This is a genomic window from Streptomyces sp. NBC_01197 (assembly GCF_036010505.1).
Classification (GTDB): Bacteria; Actinomycetota; Actinomycetes; order Streptomycetales; family Streptomycetaceae; genus Streptomyces.
The window spans coordinates 6,915,462-6,932,306 of sequence record NZ_CP108569.1 but is presented as its reverse complement, the minus strand read 5'-3'; the positions used below and the strand labels follow the sequence as shown (position 1 = coordinate 6,932,306).

General features: G+C 67.5%; 19 protein-coding genes. 9 read left to right on the top strand and 10 right to left on the bottom strand.

Annotated elements, in window-relative coordinates; all coding sequences use genetic code 11:
* Positions 1 to 345 precede the first annotated feature (345 nt).
* From OG452_RS31825 to OG452_RS31805, 5 genes are read left to right on the top strand one after another with little or no spacing between them, the layout of a single operon-like run.
* The gene (locus tag OG452_RS31825; RefSeq protein ID WP_327299000.1) at positions 346 to 984 is read left to right on the top strand and encodes a tyrosine-type recombinase/integrase; all 639 of its coding nucleotides are present in this window, start codon (positions 346 to 348) and stop codon (positions 982 to 984) included.
* Entirely contained in the window at positions 981 to 2,000 is a 1,020-nt protein-coding gene (locus OG452_RS31820) for a hypothetical protein (protein ID WP_327298999.1), read from the top strand. Before OG452_RS31825 ends, OG452_RS31820 begins: the two co-directional genes overlap by 4 nt.
* Positions 1,925 to 2,788 (top strand): hypothetical protein, encoded by an 864-nt coding sequence (locus OG452_RS31815; protein WP_327298998.1) that lies wholly within the window; start codon positions 1,925 to 1,927, stop codon positions 2,786 to 2,788. Before OG452_RS31820 ends, OG452_RS31815 begins: the two co-directional genes overlap by 76 nt.
* Positions 2,764 to 3,516 carry a site-specific integrase gene (locus tag OG452_RS31810; RefSeq protein WP_327298997.1) on the top strand — a complete coding sequence of 251 codons (753 nt, stop codon included), beginning with the start codon at positions 2,764 to 2,766 and terminating at the stop codon, positions 3,514 to 3,516. Before OG452_RS31815 ends, OG452_RS31810 begins: the two co-directional genes overlap by 25 nt.
* Positions 3,513 to 4,082 carry a DUF6262 family protein gene (locus OG452_RS31805; RefSeq protein WP_327298996.1) on the top strand — a complete coding sequence of 190 codons (570 nt, stop codon included), beginning with the start codon at positions 3,513 to 3,515 and terminating at the stop codon, positions 4,080 to 4,082. The genes OG452_RS31810 and OG452_RS31805 overlap by 4 nt, the downstream gene beginning before the upstream one ends.
* Here the strand turns inward: OG452_RS31805 and OG452_RS31800 are convergent.
* The 8 genes from OG452_RS31800 to OG452_RS31765 all read right to left on the bottom strand — a co-directional run bounded on the left by OG452_RS31800 (position 4,069) and on the right by OG452_RS31765 (position 8,982).
* Positions 4,069 to 4,713, bottom strand: coding sequence for a hypothetical protein (locus tag OG452_RS31800; RefSeq protein ID WP_327298995.1), 645 nt, complete (start codon positions 4,711 to 4,713; stop codon positions 4,069 to 4,071). The genes OG452_RS31805 and OG452_RS31800 overlap by 14 nt on opposite strands.
* Positions 4,710 to 5,690 (bottom strand): hypothetical protein, encoded by a 981-nt coding sequence (locus tag OG452_RS31795; RefSeq protein ID WP_327299849.1) that lies wholly within the window; start codon positions 5,688 to 5,690, stop codon positions 4,710 to 4,712. Before OG452_RS31795 ends, OG452_RS31800 begins: the two co-directional genes overlap by 4 nt.
* Positions 5,690 to 6,313 (bottom strand): hypothetical protein, encoded by a 624-nt coding sequence (locus OG452_RS31790; protein WP_327298994.1) that lies wholly within the window; start codon positions 6,311 to 6,313, stop codon positions 5,690 to 5,692. The genes OG452_RS31795 and OG452_RS31790 overlap by 1 nt, the downstream gene beginning before the upstream one ends.
* Positions 6,270 to 6,533, bottom strand: a complete 264-nt coding sequence (locus OG452_RS31785; protein WP_327298993.1) for a hypothetical protein — start codon at positions 6,531 to 6,533, stop codon at positions 6,270 to 6,272. The genes OG452_RS31790 and OG452_RS31785 overlap by 44 nt, the downstream gene beginning before the upstream one ends.
* 346 nt (positions 6,534 to 6,879) lie before the next feature.
* Positions 6,880 to 7,131 carry a hypothetical protein gene (locus tag OG452_RS31780; protein ID WP_327298992.1) on the bottom strand — a complete coding sequence of 84 codons (252 nt, stop codon included), beginning with the start codon at positions 7,129 to 7,131 and terminating at the stop codon, positions 6,880 to 6,882.
* Positions 7,132 to 7,241: 110 nt separating this feature from the next.
* Positions 7,242 to 7,370, bottom strand: a complete 129-nt coding sequence (locus tag OG452_RS31775; RefSeq protein ID WP_327298991.1) for an LPFR motif small protein — start codon at positions 7,368 to 7,370, stop codon at positions 7,242 to 7,244.
* Positions 7,371 to 7,680: 310 nt separating this feature from the next.
* Positions 7,681 to 7,932, bottom strand: a complete 252-nt coding sequence (locus OG452_RS31770; protein WP_327298990.1) for a DUF5133 domain-containing protein — start codon at positions 7,930 to 7,932, stop codon at positions 7,681 to 7,683.
* Between the two features lie 168 nt (positions 7,933 to 8,100).
* On the bottom strand, positions 8,101 to 8,982 hold the full coding sequence (locus OG452_RS31765; protein ID WP_442810126.1) for an RNA polymerase sigma factor SigF: 882 nt from the start codon (positions 8,980 to 8,982) through the stop codon (positions 8,101 to 8,103).
* Positions 8,983 to 9,437: 455 nt separating this feature from the next.
* On the opposite strand from OG452_RS31765, the gene OG452_RS31760 reads away from it, so the two are divergent.
* Positions 9,438 to 10,661, top strand: coding sequence for a phospholipase D-like domain-containing protein (locus OG452_RS31760; protein WP_327298988.1), 1,224 nt, complete (start codon positions 9,438 to 9,440; stop codon positions 10,659 to 10,661).
* 158 nt (positions 10,662 to 10,819) lie between these two features.
* On the opposite strand, the gene OG452_RS31755 is transcribed toward OG452_RS31760, so the two are convergent.
* Complete coding sequence (locus tag OG452_RS31755) at positions 10,820 to 10,990, bottom strand: hydrophobic protein (protein WP_327298987.1); 171 nt, start codon at positions 10,988 to 10,990, stop codon at positions 10,820 to 10,822.
* Between the two features lie 189 nt (positions 10,991 to 11,179).
* On the opposite strand from OG452_RS31755, the gene OG452_RS31750 reads away from it, so the two are divergent.
* Entirely contained in the window at positions 11,180 to 11,356 is a 177-nt protein-coding gene (locus OG452_RS31750) for a CsbD family protein (protein ID WP_327298986.1), read from the top strand.
* 799 nt (positions 11,357 to 12,155) lie between these two features.
* Here OG452_RS31750 and OG452_RS31745 read toward each other — a convergent pair.
* Positions 12,156 to 13,535, bottom strand: a complete 1,380-nt coding sequence (locus OG452_RS31745) for a PP2C family protein-serine/threonine phosphatase (RefSeq protein ID WP_327298985.1) — start codon at positions 13,533 to 13,535, stop codon at positions 12,156 to 12,158.
* Positions 13,536 to 14,031: 496 nt separating this feature from the next.
* Between OG452_RS31745 and OG452_RS31740 the strand changes: the two genes are divergently transcribed.
* On the top strand, positions 14,032 to 14,763 hold the full coding sequence (locus OG452_RS31740) for a TnsA-like heteromeric transposase endonuclease subunit (RefSeq protein ID WP_327298984.1): 732 nt from the start codon (positions 14,032 to 14,034) through the stop codon (positions 14,761 to 14,763).
* A complete protein-coding gene (locus tag OG452_RS31735; RefSeq protein WP_327298983.1) occupies positions 14,760 to 16,844 on the top strand; it encodes a transposase in 2,085 nt (694 codons plus the stop codon). The genes OG452_RS31740 and OG452_RS31735 overlap by 4 nt, the downstream gene beginning before the upstream one ends.
* The last annotated feature ends 1 nt before the right edge of the window (position 16,845 follow it).

Sequence of the window (16,845 nt, the reverse complement as noted above, 5' to 3'; positions counted from 1 at the left end):
GTATCTGTCGTACTGCACCGGGAACGCAGTCGACTGGACGTGCCCCACCCTGACCCAGCTCATGGCGATGATGCGGTGGTTGGTCGATGAGCCGCTACCGCCGAAGGGCCGCCGCCCGGCTGCTGAGCCGCGCTTTCGCGGCAAGGGCACGGCGAACAAGATCATGGGCACGGTCGGGGAGTTCCTGACGTGGTCGGCGCTTCAGGGCTGGGTGCCGGCGAGTGTGGTGAGCCAGCTCGTGCAGCCGAAGTTCCTGCATTACACCCCGCCCGGGTTCGATCCGGGCGAGGACGGCCAGCACCGCACGATCCAGGAGAGGCCGATCAAGTACAGTACCGTGTCGCGGTGCCGGGTTACGAGTGGCTGTCCGACGACCAGATCGAGAAGGTCCTCGACTGCACGACGCATGCCCGTGACCGGTTCCTGGTGTCTCTGCTGGCGGTCACCGGCATGCGTATCGGCGAGGGGCTGGGGCTGCGGCGTGAGGACATGCACTTCCTGCCCGACTCCGCCTCGCTGGGCTGCCGGGTCGAGAGGCCGCATGTACATGTGCGGCGCCGTCTGAACAGCAACGACGCGTATGCCAAGTCGCACTATCCGCGGTGGATTCCAGTGGAGGCCGAGACCGTGGAGCTGTACGCCGCCTACCGCTACGAGCGCGACGCGGTAGCGGAGGCCGAGGGCTGCGACATGGTGTTCGTGAACCTGTTCCGCGCCCCGCTCGGCGAGCCGATGAAGTACCCGAGCACGTATGAGCTGTTCAAGCGGCTCGCGGCCCGCGCCGGGTTCCGCGCCCGCCCCCATATGCTGCGGCACTCGGCGATCACCCGGTGGCTCCGCTCCGGGATGGACCGCGACGTGGCCCAGAACATGGCTGGACACCAGTCGCCGCAGTCGATGGACCCCTACACCCACGCGACCGACCAGGACAAACGCGACGCCGTCAAGCTGGTGGCCGCCAAGAGGAAGGAAGCCAGTCAGTGACGGTGTCCGGCAACGTCGTTCCGCTCCACCAGCCCCGGCGGGACGCCAGCCAGGCGGCGAGCGGTCTGCCGCAAGAGGTCCTCACCGAGTGGACCGCGTGGCTGCGCGCGGAGTTCGAATCCGCCTGGCGGCCCGGTGAATGGGACGCTGACACCCGCCTGTTCAGCGGTGACGTCGACCACGCGGGCACGGCCGTCTACCGGTGCGATGTGGCCGCCTGCGACGCCCTTACCCGTACCCGGCGGGGCCTGTGCGCCATCTGCGAGAAGACCCACCGCGCCGGCAGTCTGGGGCTGAAGGAGTTCAAGGCCACCTACGTGCCGGACCGTAACCGGGTGATCTCTGGTGAGCGGGCCGACTGCCGTGTGACGGGGTGCCCGCGGGACTCGGTCCTGTGGGGCCTGTGCAACGCGCACGGTTCGCTGCGGCACAAGGATCTGCAACGCGACCCCGGCTCCGAACTGGAGACGTGGATCGAGCGGCAGACGCCGTATGGGCCCTCTCCTGCCTGCCGGGTGGCGGGCTGCCGCTACGACGCTCGGGAAGTGTGGGGGCTGTGCAGCATACACCAGAGCCGCTGGAAGAAGACCACGGCCACAGCCCGGGGGCGGCGGTCCGCGCCGCCGCCGGCGTGGTTGGAGAGGCAGGCACCGTTCCTGAACGTCCACCAGTTCTCCTTGGCCCCGCTGCATCCGGTGACCCGTCTGGAGATGCTGTACGCGTTGCAGCAGCGCGACGAACGCGGCCAGAAGATCGACCCCGTGGCCGTGCGCCAGGCCGTCTCGCACCTCGCGGAGCGGGTCGGCTCCATCGCCACCGCGACGGCCGGGCAGTTGCCGAGCGGGACGCAGGCGATCGTGGACGCGCTCCTTCGCGAGACGCACCGCATCCTGCGCCGGCGTTCGACCGCTTCGAGGGCGTCGACCCGACCAGCAGGGACGTGCTGGACCTGTCTGAACTCGGCGTCAAGAGCCTGCGCGGGGGTATCACCCAGCGGCCTCTCGGCCTGGACGTGACGGACATCCGTCAGCCGTGGCTCAGGGACATCCTGGTCACCTTCATCGCCGAGATGAAGCCGAACACCACCGAGGCCAGACGGGGCCTGCGGGTGTGCAAGGCGGTCTCCCGGGCCCTGGACACGCGGATCGGTGGCGGCATGGACCCGGCCAAGCTGATGTTCGCCGACATGAACGCCGTGGTCGACACCTTCCGCGTGCTGCCCAAGCTGGACGGCGGGCCCCTGTCGAGCAAGCAGCGCGGGGCCCTGCTGTCGTTCTTCTTCAAGATCCTCGACTACAACCGGGCCGCGGGCCACCTGGACGGCATGTCCGCGAGCTTCGCGAGGCACTCCAGCCACGTCATCAAGACCGAGGAGGTCGACGAGGACGAGGCCGGCAAGGCCCTGCCGGAGTCCCTCATTGCTCAGCTCGACGATTACGTGGACCTGCTGGGACAGGGCATGACGCACGGGAAGATGACACCCGAGCAGGTCCAAGCGATGGCCCGCGCGGTCTACGAGCTGCTGCGGGAAACCGGCCGGCGCCCGTATGAGATCGCCGAGCTGCGAACGAACTGCCTCAAACACGCGGATCGCGAGTGGCTGTTGATCTGGGACAACCGCAAGGGTCGCCGTCTGAACCGGCGCCTGGAGCTTGAGCACGGCACCGTGGAGACCATCCGCACCTGGCGGGCCGTGCGCGACACGCTCGACCTGCCCACCGGCAGCGAAGGGTTCCTGTTCCCCCCCCAGCGGGTGAGAACGGCATCATCCGTCATCTGGTGCCCGAGCAGATCTCGTCGATGATCCGCAAGTGGGCCGACAGCGTCCCGGTCCTGCTGTCCGAGGAGTTCGACCAAGACGGTGACCGGGTGCCGTTCGACCGTTCACTGATCTACCCATACGCGTTCCGCCACTCGTTCTGCCAGCGGTACGCGGACGCCGGGGTACGCATCGAGGTACTGCGGGAGCTCATGGACCACAAATCCATGCAAACCACCCAGCGGTACTACAAGATCAGTCACAAGCGGAAGCGGGAGGCGGTCAACGTGATGCGCCTGCACACCGTGGACCGCAGGGGCAGGTCCGCGCCGATGGCGTCAGCTACCGCGTACGAGGCCCGCTCGGTGGCGGTGCCGTTCGGCAACTGTACCGAACCCTCCAACGTCAAGGCGGGGGGAAAGGCATGCCCGATCCGCTTCCAGTGTGCTGCCTGCCCTTCCTACTGGCCGGACCCGTCCTATCTGCCCGCGATCGAGGACCATGTCCGGTCGCTGAAGGCCGACAAGGAGATGGCGGTGATGATGGAGGCGGACGAGTTCGTGGTGAGGAACCTGGACGATCAGGTCGCGGCTTTCAAGGGGACCGTCGAGACGATGCGGAAGCTGATGGAAGCGATGGACCCAGGCGAGCGCGAGGATGTCGAGCAGGCATCGGCCGTCCTGCGGAAGGTCCGGGCCGTCCAGGGGCACGGCTCCGCGGTGTCGTTGGGCATGCCGGGCTTTCCTGGCCAGCGCGGCGGGAGTACAGCATGAGCGAGGCCAGACGCACCCCCGGTGACGTCCTGCGCGAGACCCGCAAGAAGGACAGCAAGACCAAGCGGGCCAAGGTGCTGGCCACCGTGGACGCGATGAAGACCAGGGGCGAGGCGGTCTCTTTCCTTGCGGTCGCCCGCACGGCGGGCGTGTCCAGCTGGCTCGTCTACGCCGAAGGCGTCCGTGAGCACATCGAGGCCGCCATGAAGAGCCAGGCCAAGGCCGACCGCCGCACCCGCCAGGCCGGCCGGGATGCCTCCGCGGTGAGTCTGGCCACCGATCTGGCCCTGGTCCGCGAGGAGAACAAGGCCCTGCGCGACGAGTGCGACCGCCTCAAGAAGGCCGTCCAGCGCTCGCTGGGCGCCCAACTCGACCAGGCCGGAACCAAGGAACTCAACCAGCGGGTCAACGAGCTTCTGGCGGCTGTGGAGCGGATCACCCTGGAACGCGACGAGATACGCGCCGAACGGGATGACTTCAAGCGCAGGCTCACGGAGACCGAGGATGACCTGAGTGCCGCACGCGAAGCGGGCAAGCGGATGCTCAAGCAGATCAACCGCACCTGACCCGGTGCGATACGAGGCGGCCCGGCGGCTGTCGCTGCCGGGCCGTGTCGTACACGGGGTCAGGCCGAGGCGGCGGACTGGCCGAGGTCATTTCGGCGATCTGGGCCTCCAGGTCCGCGATCCGCTCGGCCTGGCGCCGCATGGTGCCCTGGTTCTTCACGACCTTGCTGCCCAGCCTCTCCACGCCGCTGAAGGTCCGGATGCTGCCTTCGGCGGCCTCCGCCATCTGCCCGAACGCCTCTCGGTCGAGGCTGTTGGGGTTGCCTGCCTCGAACGAGCAGGCCCGGTGCATGTCGCCCATGTAGGCCACCGCCTTGCGGCAGGCCCGCAACGCGTCACGGGCGCCGAACTCGCCGCCCTGGCCACACTTGTGGAAGCGCGTCACCTTCGCACCGCGCTTGAGCGGGTCGCGGGAGGGCTTGAACTGCTCCACCCGGTGCCCGAGCACGTGGGCGGCGGCACGGGCTTTGGGCACCGCACGCCGCAGACGGCTGCCGTCGGGAATGCCGGTACCGCGGGAGATGTCCACGTAGGACAGTTCGCGGCCCGCGTTGGGCCCGAGCCACAGCAGGACGTCGATCGCGTCCTGCTCCAGCTGGGAGGTGGTCTCACTGTGGCGCTTGCGGCTCATCCCAACTTCCTCTGACTCTCGTCCAGGAACGCTTGCAGGGCGTCGTCGTTCAGCGCCGTGTAGGGGCCGGCGACCAGGTCGCGGATGAAGGCGAGGGCCGCCTCCGACGCGGTGCACAGGTCGGTGATGGCCCGGCTGCGGTCGCCGGTGAACTGCACCTGGTGACGCTGCAACAGCGACAGCGCCCGCAGCGTGGCCAGACGGACCTCGGTCATCTCAGTGAAGACCAGCAGAGCCACGTCGGGTTCGGGCTGGTCCCGCGACGCGGTGCACACCGCCCGCTCGACTGCCGCGGCCTCCTCGCCGGGCACCTGCCGGGCTGGGGGCACGTCCTGAACGTCACGCGCGCGGTCGCCTTCCTCGGCCGCCTGGCGGGCTGCGGCACGGTCTTCGAGGTCGGCTCGTGCCTCGCGCCGTTCGAACTCCGCCAACGCTTCCTGGGCGGCGGCACGGGTATCCGCGTCGGCCAGGATCGCCGTCTTCAGCGCCTTCGGCTGTTGAGCCACGTAGACCGGGGAGCCCGGCTTGATCCCGGCCCGCTCGGCTTCATCCTCGATCGCCTGCCGTCGCTCGCCGTTGTTCATGCGAGCCTCGTAGCTGCGGTAGTAGCCGTGCTCGCCGAAGAACGGAACCTCCTCCTCGTCCGGCAACTCGACATGGCGGCCGGGCTCCAGCTCGTGGACCGAGGGAACGCGCCCGAGGGCCGCCGCCCGTTTCCATGCCTCGTGAAAGGCCATGATCCGCTTGGCGGAGCTGCCCGACCTGCGGGCGAACTCCTGTGCGCTGATGCGGCGGAAGACTTTGTTTCGGCCGAAACAAGGTTGCAGGTCCGTCCGTTCGCCCTGTCCTGCACGCGGTTCGACGCGCCGTGCGATCAGGAGTGCTCGGGCCCAGCCGCCTTTTCGGTCGTGGGTGGCGAAGTCCTCGATATCAGCGTTGAGGCGATCCTCGCCATCGTCTGCTGCGGCCGGCTCCATCACACACCCACCAGATCGCGGGCCCCGGCCCGGTCGTCAGCGGCAGCCGGCTGGTCGTCGATGACCCTGACCCTGATCCACGTGGCGAGGACGTCCAGGGTCCCCAGCACTTCCTTGCAGGCGACCCTCTGCTCGTTGGTGAAGGCCAGCGAGGCGGACGGTGGGTAACGGCTCATGAAAGCGGCCCCCTGGTCGCTGAGCCGCACCAGATCCCGGGCCACGGCCGCGGCCTTGTCGGGCTTCCCGCCACCGCACTCGGGGCCGCGGGTCTCACGGTCCCGGCGGCGCTTTTCGTCCATGACCCGCTTGAGGGCGTCGTGCACCTCCGCCTTCTGCTCCACCAGGTCCCGAAGAGCCTGATCACGCTCCTGGGGCGCCAGGGAGGCGAGATAGTCCGCCAGGGATGTGTTGCTGGAGGGGTCCAACAAGTCCTGCAAGGCCGGGCCGATGCCCAGGGCACGGCGGTACCGCGGAGCACTGATGCGGCCGATGCCGCCCTCGCTCGCTTCTTGCAGCAGCGAGCGCAGGGTGCTGTAGCCCTCGTCGTACGGCTTGCCGGAGGGGGCAAGGCGGGCGCCTTCACGAAGCGTGCTGTAGCTGACGTGGACGCCACTGTCGGCCACGAGCTGCCGCACCGGCGGGGTGCACACGGCGGGCGGTATGCCGGTACTGCCGGGCCGTCTTGGGGCTCAGGCCGATCTCGTCGCAGTACTGGTCGAAGGCGCTGTCCGGGCCGCCCGCGGCCGTGCCGGCCAGCAGCTTGTCGCCGATGACGAGGCGGTTCTCGCAGCCCTCGTTCATCAGCCGGCGGCCCTCACGCACGTCCTGGTCTGTGTAGCTCATACGGATTCCTCATTGCGCCGATGGGATGAGCGCACAGAGTAATCGTGTGAATGCGTACCGTTTGATCTTCCAAGATGCTTTGAGATGTGCCACGTTGACGCTCACCAGCACTGATCAGCGCGGTTAGGCCGTCACGTCGAGGTAGAGACGCACCGGTGCCGGTGAATGTCTCATCCCTTGCGGGGGCTCAGAGTTCGGCGGTGGCGACGAAGCCGCAGGAACGCAGCTCCTCGGCCGACAGAGGCAGTCGCAGGGTCCGCCGGTCTCACTCTGGAGGAGTTGGCAGTCGGCGCCATGGTCGGCTCCACGTCGGAGCGGCCCGACACGGGTGCCCGGCCGCTCTGGTTCACCCGGACCTATTGCGCAGAGCCCGTACCGCATCCTCAAGCTCATGGTGTCGCCCGGCGATCAAACCCGCTCGCCACAGCGGCCCCTCATGATCGGGCTCGGCGTAGAGCATGCCGAGGAACCCGCCCCCGTCGTACGCGCCCCAGGCCGGGCCCTCAATGTCAGCGGGTCTGACGAACTGCACCATCTGTCCGTCGACATCCCGGGTGAACAGGTCCCCCCACCCAGCCGGATCCGTCGTGATGGCCACCGCCATCCCTCCTCTGCACCTGTCCTCTGCGTCTGCCAGTTGGCCGCCACCTCAACGGTACTGATCGCGTGAAGATGCCTGCCCAGCTTCGGGCCGGGCAGGCAAGGGCGTTAGTGGCGGCCGTGCGCGCTGTCCGAAGCGCCGCCGAAGAGCCTCGCGACCAAGCGGAAGGGCAGGGTGACCACGGTGGCGATCGCTCCGCCGATCGTTCGCAGAACATCTGCAATTGCCCGCAACATAGAACGTGCCTCCAAGCCACCCCGCGCCACTGGCTGAACTCCTCGGCCCACCGCTCCTGGCGAAGCCTGCGAGGTTCTACTCCCCATTTTCGTCCGGTTCCCCGCTCTGCGCCAACGGCAACGGGCACTGTTCCTACGAAGGGTGCACCTATCGGGAGACCGCGGGCGGCTGGGGCTGCCTCCAACGGTCTCGGGGGCTGTCTGAGCGCACCTACTGAAGGACATCGCCGATCAGTCGATCTGCCCCGGGAGAAGACCCCGGTTTGCCGCGGGAGCCGTGTCCCGCGTCGTTGTGGTGATGCTTTGTGTGTCAGGCCGTGAGCTGCACGTCGCCTGCTGCCCCGTTGTGTGGGGTCGTCGGGTCGGCGAGGGCGGCGGTCAGTTGCTGTTGCGCGGCGGTCAGCGCCGCTTCGGCGGTGAGTGTGCCGGTGGAGACGCAGAGCGTGTAGGTGATGTCTTCCAGTTGCCGCCGGGTCTCAGCGTCCTGGCCGCCTCCCTGGGCGACGAGGGTTTCGTACTGTTCGACCAGGTTGCGCAGTATCGCAGGGTGGGGCAACAGCACAGGGACTCCTCCGCTTGCCGGGCCGAGATTCCCGGCCCGTCTGCTTGTAGGGGCCCCGCCGGGGGCCGCTCTGGTTCTGAGGGTGCCGGGCAGCGTTGGCCCGGCGGGCGCACAGCGCGCTTGCCCCCCGGAGGGTGTGGCGTGCTGGGTCGGCATGACGGGCCTGGTTCAGGTGAGCACGCCGGTGCGGAGCTGGGTGAGGGTGCGGGACAGGAGCCGGGAGACGTGCATCTGCGAGATGCCCAGGGCGGTGCCGATCTGGGACTGTGTCATCTCCTGGCCGAAGCGCATCTCAAGGATGCGGCGCTGGCGGTCGTCGAGCTGTGTCAGCAGCGGTGCCAGGGTGTACAGGTTTTCCATCGTTTCCATGGCAGGGTCCGGCTCACCGAGCACGTCGGCATAGTTGCTGGAGGGGCCCTCACCGTCGGTGGGCATCTCCAGAGCGCCTGCCGTGTAGCCGTTGGAGGCGATGATGCCTTCAACGATCTCGTCCGCGCTGAGATCCAGACGCTCGGCGAGTTCCTTGACCGTCGCTTCACGGCCCAGGGAGGAGGCGAGCTGGTCCTTCGCCTTGGCGATTTCCACCCGCAGTTCCTGCAGGCGCCTCGGTACGTGGACGGACCAGGTGGTGTCGCGGAAGAAACGTTTGATCTCGCCGATGATGTAGGGGATGGCGAAGGTGGTGAACTCGACCTCGCGGGAGAGATCGAACCGGTCGATGGCCTTGATCAGACCAATGGTGCCGACCTGGACGATGTCCTCCATGTCGCCGCTGCCGCGGTTGCGGAACCGGCCTGCCGCGAACCGCACCAGCGAGAGGTTCATCTCGATCAGGGTGTTGCGCGCGTACTGATATTCGGGCGTGCCCTCTTCCAGGACCTGGAGCTGGTCGAAGAACAGCTTCGACAGGGCCCGGGCGTTCTTGGGGGCGAGCTTGGCCCCGTCCTCGATCCACGGCAACTCACCGCTCGTGGCCGCACCGGTCGCTACGGACAGCGCCGCGCCCTCCGTTCGCATAATGTCGGCGGTAGGCGCAGAAGTCGCTGCCATGTCCCCATCCCTCCCTGGTATGCACTGCGTTCCGCAACGGCGTATTCCCCGGCAGGCGACGTGCATGTCTGCCGGCGGTAGGAAAAACGAGACCGGGGAGCCCAATGGGTCGCGATCACCGGATCGGCTGGCCAGTAGACTCTTTGACCCGTTGGCGGAGCGCTGGCCGCCTGCCGCGGGTATCCAGTCTCGGACCGGGGTGGTGCTCTCTTGGAACGACGCTGGCCCCATCGGCTGGTGGAACCGGTGCTACCCGCAAGCGCTGGGACTGTTGCGGCCGGGCTGATGAGCTGGCCAGGTATGACCGGGGCGCGCCGGTGCATGCCGGTCGGCAGGCCGCCGGGGCTGTCCTGCCGAGGTGCGGGCGCGGGTACAGTCGCTTCGCTGTGCCAGCCCGTGCCGGACCGGGTCGGCACGGGCACCGTTTTCCCCTCTTTGTCCCGGCCAGGTGACCCATGCCCAGTACACAGGAACCACCCGAGCTCACCGCCGAGACCTCCACAGCGCGGGCCATACCGTCTTTCGACGAGCGCGTCGTACGGATACGGCGGCGTCTGGAGCGGCTGATCGGCATCGCGGCCACCGAGGGCAACGCGCTCATCCCGTTGCGCAACGGGGACGAGATCTTCGCCGCCATGCTGGCGGGCATCCGCGGGGCCGAGCACACCGTGGACATGATGACGTTCGTGTACTGGAAGGGTGACATCGCCCGCCAGTTCGCCCAGGCGCTCGCGGAACGTGCCCGCGCGGGCGTGCGGGTGCGGCTGCTGCTGGACGGCTTCGGCAGCCGACTCATCGAGACGGACCAACTGGAGGCCATGGAGGAGGCCGGAGTGCAGGTGGCATGGTTCCGCAAGCCGTTGCATCTCTCGCCGTTCAAGCAGAACCACCGCTGCCACCGCAAGGTCCTCGTCATTGATGAGCACACCGGGTTCACCGGCGGTGTCGGCATTGCCGAGGAGTGGTGCGGCAACGCCCGCGATGAGAACGAATGGCGTGATACCCACGTCGAGGTCCGCGGCCCGGCCGTGGACGGCATCGCCGCGGCGTTCGCGCAGAACTGGGCCGAGTGCCATGCCGAGCTCTTCGATGACCGGGACCGGTTCATCGAACACGCGCCGCAGGGCGAGGCGATCGTTCAGGTGGTACGCGGTTCGGCCAGCTTCGGATGGCAGGACATGCAGACCCTGATCCGGGTGATGCTGGAGTCCGCGGAGGAACGCTTCCGCCTGACCACCGCCTACTTCTCACCGGACGCCTACTTCATCGAACTGCTGTGTGCCACCGCTCGGCGCGGCGTCGAGGTAGAGATCCTGCTGCCGGGCCCGCACACCGACAAGCGGGTGTGCCAGCTGGCCGGACAGCACTTCTATGAGGACCTTCTGGCCTGCGGGGTGAAGATCTGGCAGTACCAGCCGACGATGCTGCACACCAAGGCGATCACCGTCGACAACGTCGCGGCCCTGGTCGGCTCGACCAACTTCAACCGCCGCTCCCTGGACCACGACGAGGAAGTCATGCTCGCCGTCCTGGACGAGGACTTCACCGCGGTGCTGGACGGCCATTTCGAGCAGGACCTGCAGGTGAGTGAACTGATCGCACCGGGCCGCTGGAAGCGCCGCTCGGCCGGCCAGCGTATGCGGGAAGCAGCCGTTACCCCCATCCGCCGGTTCCTGTGAACCAGCGGGCCGGCCGATCGCTTTTTCACTCCATGCCACGACCGGAGCCATGCCCCGGCGCTGACCGGAGCTGATGGCGCATCCGGAAAAGAAGTGTGGGTGGGTCCCGACAGGAATCTGTCGGGACCCACCCACATCACATCAGCTCCCGGGACCGTCTACCAGCGGTACCACCGGCCGCGCTTGCCGCCACTGGCTGCCGGGCGAATCACGAAGCCGAGGATCCACACCACCAGCACGATAGCGGCGATCCACCACAGGGCCTGGAGTGCGAAACCCGCACCGAAGAGGATCAGCGCAAGAAGAAGAACGAGCAGAATGGGAACCATTGTTATCAACCTCCGAGGCATCTCATGCCCCGGCTCGGTCGCTCCACTCCTGCCAATCTTACGTAATCCTTATGGCACGCTGCGTCACGCTAGTTTCCGTCCGGCAATCGTCTGGGGTTTGAACTTCGGTACTCCGGTAAGACAGGCAATGACCTAATTTATTTCGAGTACGGCAGGGTGTGAGTGGCTGTGGCTGCGGACGAGAAGGCTCAGGCCAAGGAAGAGCAGGCCAAGGGCAAGGTCAAGAAGGTCGCCGGAGGCGCGGTGGGCAACGAGTCCCTCGAGGCCGAGGGCCGTGCCGAGGAGTCCAAGGGTGACGCGCGGCAGGCCAAGGAGAAGATCAAGGACGCCGTCAAGCCGAAGTAGCCGAACTCCACAGTGCTGGTCCGGACAGCCCCGGCTGTCCGGACCAGCACTGTCTGCGCAACTGAGCGCCTTCGGAGCGTTCGCCCGCCGCGCTGATGTCAAGGCCGCCGACAAAAACTGCCCGTGAGCTGCTGGACAGCTTGCTCCCCCCCGACTGCGTGCAACACCAGCCAGCGTCAACCGTGGCAGTGCCATGATGGCGCCCCGGGCCGCGAAGCCAACGCGGCCACCGTGTGACCGCGTCAAGCAGGACACTACTGCAGCAGCCCCCAACGGCATCAGCCCTGACCAGCACGACACAATCCCCCACCCATCGGCTCCATGGCACAGCCACGCCAATCACTCACCTCCAGGGAGCGCCTCGTGGTCGCCGCAGTAGCTATCGCAGTCCTCCTCGCCACCGTCCGGTGGAACAACCACCGCCCCCACCACGCCGGCCTCGGCATCATCGTGGGAATCCTCATCGCCAATACCGTGTTCGGCCGATTCATCCGCTCCGCAATACAAACCGCCGTGCACGGCCTCCAACACCTCCACTAAAGAGATGCCTGGTAGACCAGCACATGCGTAGACCTGCCATGGGCGACGGAAAGGGCCTGCGGATCCGATAGCGGGTAAACAGATATATAGGGCTGGAATTGCTGGGCAGACGTATCAGCGTGGCCGGGGCGGAAGGCGTCTTCGCAGGGAACCTTGCGCCTCCAGCGTCCTTCGCTCCGGCCGCTTGCCAGCCCTATATCCCGCGTGGCCCGACGCCGCAGCGAGACGGAGTTGCCTCCCAGCGAGGTTTCGGGCCCCGTCAGCGCTCCCTGGCCGGCGACGTCCGGCGGGGTACAGGAGCGGCGATCGCACGGGAGCCCCCACTGGCACCGGGGCCACCGGAAACAGCCGGATACAGCGGGACGGACAGGGCCAGCAGGGCGACATCGTCACCGGCCCCCTGCGGCAGATCTTGTATGAGAGCGACGGCGTCCTCCACGAGGGCCCCGGCGGTTGCCGGTGACGTGCGCCGGGCCAGGAAGTCGGCCAAACCGTCCTCGCCGAGCATGCTCTGGTCAGCCAGCCGGGCCTCAGTGAGCCCATCGGTATACAGCAGCAGGCTGTGCCCGGGCGCCAGATGCAGGGTGCAGGAGGCGAACTGAGCTTCATGGAAGGCCCCGACCAGCATCCCGCCCGCCGGGTGCACGGCATCCACCCGCATCGCCCCATTAGCGCCGCCCTGATGGAGGTGGAAGAGCGGCGGATGGCCGCCAGTGGCCACGGTCACGGAGAAGCCGCCGCCGGGCACCGGGGTCAGCGTGCCGAAGACACAGGTGCAGAACCGGCTGCCCAGGGACGTATCCCCCAACAGTGCGCCGTTGAGCTCGGCCAGCACATCGGCCGGCTCGTCATGGTGACCGGCTGCCGCCCGCAGCGTGTAACGGGTCAGTGAGGTCACCGCGGCGGCCTCAGCACCCTTGCCGCACACATCACCCAGGAAGAACGCCCACCGCTCGCCGCCAAGAGCGAAGACGTCATAGAAATCGCCCCCGACATCACGGGGGGAGTCGGTCTGGTAGTGGCAGGCCAGCTCCAGCCCGGGCACCGCCGGCAGCGCTGGCGGAAGCAGCGTGCGCTGCAGCGTCGAGGCAAAAGCGGTAATGGCCGCCGCGTCCCGCTCGGCCTGCTCCCGCGCCGCCTCCTGCTCCTTGCGCCGCTCCTGCTCCTCACGCAGCAGCCGCAGCGCCGACAGACGCAGCTCCATCGCGTCGAGGACCATGGAAGCCAAGTCACTCAGCGTGGCGGTGTCGGACTCGGTGATCGATCGCGGCTTGGTGTCGAGAATGTTGACCGTGCCCAGCCGGTGCCCGTCGGGGGTGATGATCGGAGCAGCCGCGTAGAACCGCACCCCCATCGGGCCGGCGACCAGCGGATTGGCGCAGGCCACCGAGTCGGCCAGCGTGTCCTCGATCACCAGAGCTTTGTCGCTGAGAATCGCCGAAGAACACAGCCCCGGATCCCGGCCGATCTCGCTGACCCCCTCCAGCCCGTGCGCGGCCTTGAACCAGATCCGGTCCTCATCGACGATCGTCACGCTCGCCACCGGCACCTCGAACAACCGGGCCGCCATCGCCGCAACCCGGTCGAACGCACCGTCGGGCGGCGTGTCGAGAATGTCGTAGCGGCGCACCGCCTCCATCCGCTCCGCCTCTTCCGAGGCCAACGGCACGACCTGGAGCCATGGCTCATTAGCAGCAGACGAACCAGCAGGTACCGGTGGCATATGCCTCTCCTCGGCGCGTCCAGCCCTCTTGGCCGTTCCAACGGTGACTGACCCTACGGCAACAGTTGTCCGCAAAAAATGGCAGCGGTGGGAGACATTCGTCGCCTACTTGCCTAACTTGCCTCGCCACTACGAAGTGGTGCTGACCTGGGAAATCAGTTGACAGCCCTTAGATAACCGCCGCCGTAGGTGAGGGCGAAGTCGATGCGTCCCGCGCTGTAGGGTCCGCGTTTCGATATCCCTTTCCACGCGAGTCTGTCCCCAGCTTGTCCTAAGGGACACCTATCGCGGATCTGCAGGTCGCTGGCGTCACTCGTTTGGGTGGCACCTCCGGCCTGTAGCCCCAACTCGGTGGTTGCAGCTTCACCTTGGTGATGTGGGTTGGAGAGCCGCATCAGGAGGTGCAGATCTCGTGTCCGTCAAGGGCGTCATCGACAGCGCTACCGTGCAGACGAAGCCGGTGGGCAAGGGCGAAGTTGAGGAGTCCAGCTTCCGTGAGGCTCCCTTGGGGCAGCTGCTCGATGCCGGTCCATGGCGGACGTTTCGATGGCATCTGGGGCAGCAGCACTACTCGGGGACATATTGGTCGGCAACCGAGCATGGCCACGTGATCTACGAGTCTCAGCTGGAGTTGGCGAGGCTGCTGTACGCCGACTTCGATGACGATGTCTTACGCATCATCGCCCAGCCGTTCCTGATGACCGCTCGCGTCGATGGAGCTGTCCGCAGGCACATCCCGGACTTCCTGCTGTTGACCGGCTCTGGGCCGGTGGTCGTCGACGTGAAACCGGCGCGCAGGCTGTCTCATCCCGATGTGGCGTTCTCGTTTCGCTGGAGCCGGGAAGTCATTGAGTCGCGCGGCTGGGGCTACCAGGTATGGAGCGAGCCGCCGGCCGTTGAGCTGGAGAACCTCCGTTTCCTGGCGGGCTACCGGCGAGGCTGGCTGTTCAATCCGGTTCTCCTTGAGGCACTGGACCAGGCCGGATTGGACGGCGCGACGCTGGCCGAGGCATTCACCGCGGCGCCTGATTGTGATGCGCTGCTGGTCCGCGCCTCGGTCTTTCACCTGCTGTGGACCGGTCGCTTCCTGACGGAACTCGACAGCCCGCTCAGTGGCGACCACGTCTTGCGGAGCGCGCGGTGAGTACCGGATCGGTGCGACTGGGGGTCGGCGCCCGGTTGCTCTACGACGGTGAGGCCGTTGAGATCGTCGAGATGGCCGCGACGATGACCGGTAACGAGGTGGTACTGAAAGACCGGCTCGGCCGGATCTGTCGGGTGTCGGTGAAGGAGTTGCTGTTCTCCGACCGAGCGCAGGTCGTGGCGGACGGCCCCGGGCCGTCGTCTGCTGACGATCGGGAGATTGCCTCGGTTGTGCTGTCCCAGCTGGTGCCTGAGGTGCGGCAGCGGGTCCTGGAGCGGGCCGAGCACGTCCGCGAGATCCGCACCGGCTACAAATCCGGCAGCGCGGAGCTGGCTCTGCAGGGTGAGCCGCGGCCGGGGTTCGAGCCGGGCCTGCCGAAGATGGTCCGCTACCGGGCGAAGGCCGATGAGCTTGGGGTATCGGTGCGGACGGTCAAGCGTTGGGTGGCAGACGCCGCAGCGAACGGCGAAGCGGGCCTGGCGCCTGAACTACGCGGGACGACGGTCCTTGATCGGTGTGATCCGCGGTGGGTGGAGACCGCATTGGAGGCGATGGTCGAGTTCGTGGACCAGGCCACGCCGATGCAGAAGGAAGTGCTCGACCGAACCCGGGCGCGTGTGATTGCCCGCTTCGGCGAGGGCGCGGTGGCGATACCGGCCAGGAGCAAGGGCTACGAGGCGCTGGCGCTGTTGGAGCGGCAGCATCCAACGTTCCGGTTGAGCACGAAGCGGAACAGGGATATCGCCAGGCGGCCGAAGGAGGCTTACGGGAGGCTGCGTGCGACCCGGCCGGGTGAGTACGTGCTGATGGACACCACCCGGCTCGACGTGTTCGCGCTGGATCCGCTGACGCTGCGATGGGTGAACTGCGAGCTGACAGTCGCTATGTGTTGGTACACACGCTGCATCGTCGGGATGCGTCTGACGCCGGTCTCCACCAAGGCGGTGGACGCGGCCGCAGTCCTCTACCAGGCATACCGGCCGCTGCCGATGCTGCCGAGCTGGCCGTCCGGGGCGGTCTGGCCCGAGCACGGGATCCCGCGGTCGGTGCTGGTCGACCCTCAGGCGATCGAGGGTCCGATCTCGCGAGCTGCCGGGCCCGCGTTGGCACCGGAGACCATCGTCGTCGACCACGGGAAGATCTACGTCTCGGATCACCTGACCAGTGTCTGCGCGCGGATGGGGATCTCCATACAGCCGGTCCGGCTTCGCACGGGCCGGGACAAGGGGCCGGTCGAGAGATTTTTTCGGACCCTGCGTCAGGACCTGCTCTACGGCTTGCCCGGCTACAAGGGCCCTGACATCTTCTCCCGCGGAGTAGATCCGGAGAGAGAGGCGTTCTTCTTCCTCGACGAGCTCGCCGACAAGATCCGGCAGTGGATTGCGGCGGTCTACCACTGCAACCCGCACCGCAGTCTGGTGGAGCCGGGGGTTCCCGGGCTGCGGATGTCCCCGGCGCAGATGTTTGCCCACGGTATGGCCAGGGCCGGTTACATCGAGGTGCCGCGGGATCCTCATCTGGGCCTGGAGTTCCTGGAGACCTCTTGGCGAACGATTCAGCCCTATGGGGTGGAGATCGGGGGGTGCCGCTACGACGGCGCGGGGCTGCCCAAGGACGGGCGGCCGAGCCCCTACCCCAACGGGCTGTGGCCGTTCCAGGTCAACCCGGACGACATCACCCGCGCCTACTTCCGGGACCAGGGCCGGCGCTGGCGCGTCCTGCACTGGGAGCATGCCCCGGTCCTGAACATGCCGATGAGCAGGGATGCACTGCGATACGGACGCGGGCTGGCCGCGAAGCAGTACCGGCACCCCAACGACCGCCTGGTGACGGCCGACTTGTTCGAGCGGTGGAATCTGGGCTTCGGCCAGACGCTGGCCGAGCGGCGGATGGCGTTGCGCATGGCCCGCGATCAGGCGGCGTTCGCGATCGACATCGAGGACGACAAGCCCGTGGCCGAGGACTCACCGCCGCCCGCGCAGGAGGCCGGCGATGACGACGCGGCCGACTTCGAGGACTTCGACGGCGGCACCGACCTCGACGAGGACGCCTTCTACGCCGACGCCCTGGAAGACCTGTGAC

What these genes read in the sequence shown, in the direction of transcription:
- OG452_RS31805 (WP_327298996.1), top strand. Translation starts at nt 3,513, where the DNA reads ATGAGCGAGGCCAGACGCACCCCCGGTGACGTCCTGCGCGAGACCCGC.
- OG452_RS31800 (WP_327298995.1), bottom strand. Translation starts at nt 4,713, where the DNA reads ATGAGCCGCAAGCGCCACAGTGAGACCACCTCCCAGCTGGAGCAGGAC.
- OG452_RS31795 (WP_327299849.1), bottom strand. Translation starts at nt 5,690, where the DNA reads ATGGAGCCGGCCGCAGCAGACGATGGCGAGGATCGCCTCAACGCTGAT.
- OG452_RS31785 (WP_327298993.1), bottom strand. Translation starts at nt 6,533, where the DNA reads ATGAGCTACACAGACCAGGACGTGCGTGAGGGCCGCCGGCTGATGAAC.
- OG452_RS31775 (WP_327298991.1), bottom strand. Translation starts at nt 7,370, where the DNA reads ATGTTGCGGGCAATTGCAGATGTTCTGCGAACGATCGGCGGAGCGATC.
- OG452_RS31765 (WP_442810126.1), bottom strand. Translation starts at nt 8,982, where the DNA reads ATGGCAGCGACTTCTGCGCCTACCGCCGACATTATGCGAACGGAGGGC.
- OG452_RS31760 (WP_327298988.1), top strand. Translation starts at nt 9,438, where the DNA reads ATGCCCAGTACACAGGAACCACCCGAGCTCACCGCCGAGACCTCCACA.
- OG452_RS31755 (WP_327298987.1), bottom strand. Translation starts at nt 10,990, where the DNA reads ATGGTTCCCATTCTGCTCGTTCTTCTTCTTGCGCTGATCCTCTTCGGT.
- OG452_RS31745 (WP_327298985.1), bottom strand. Translation starts at nt 13,535, where the DNA reads ATGGAGGCGGTGCGCCGCTACGACATTCTCGACACGCCGCCCGACGGT.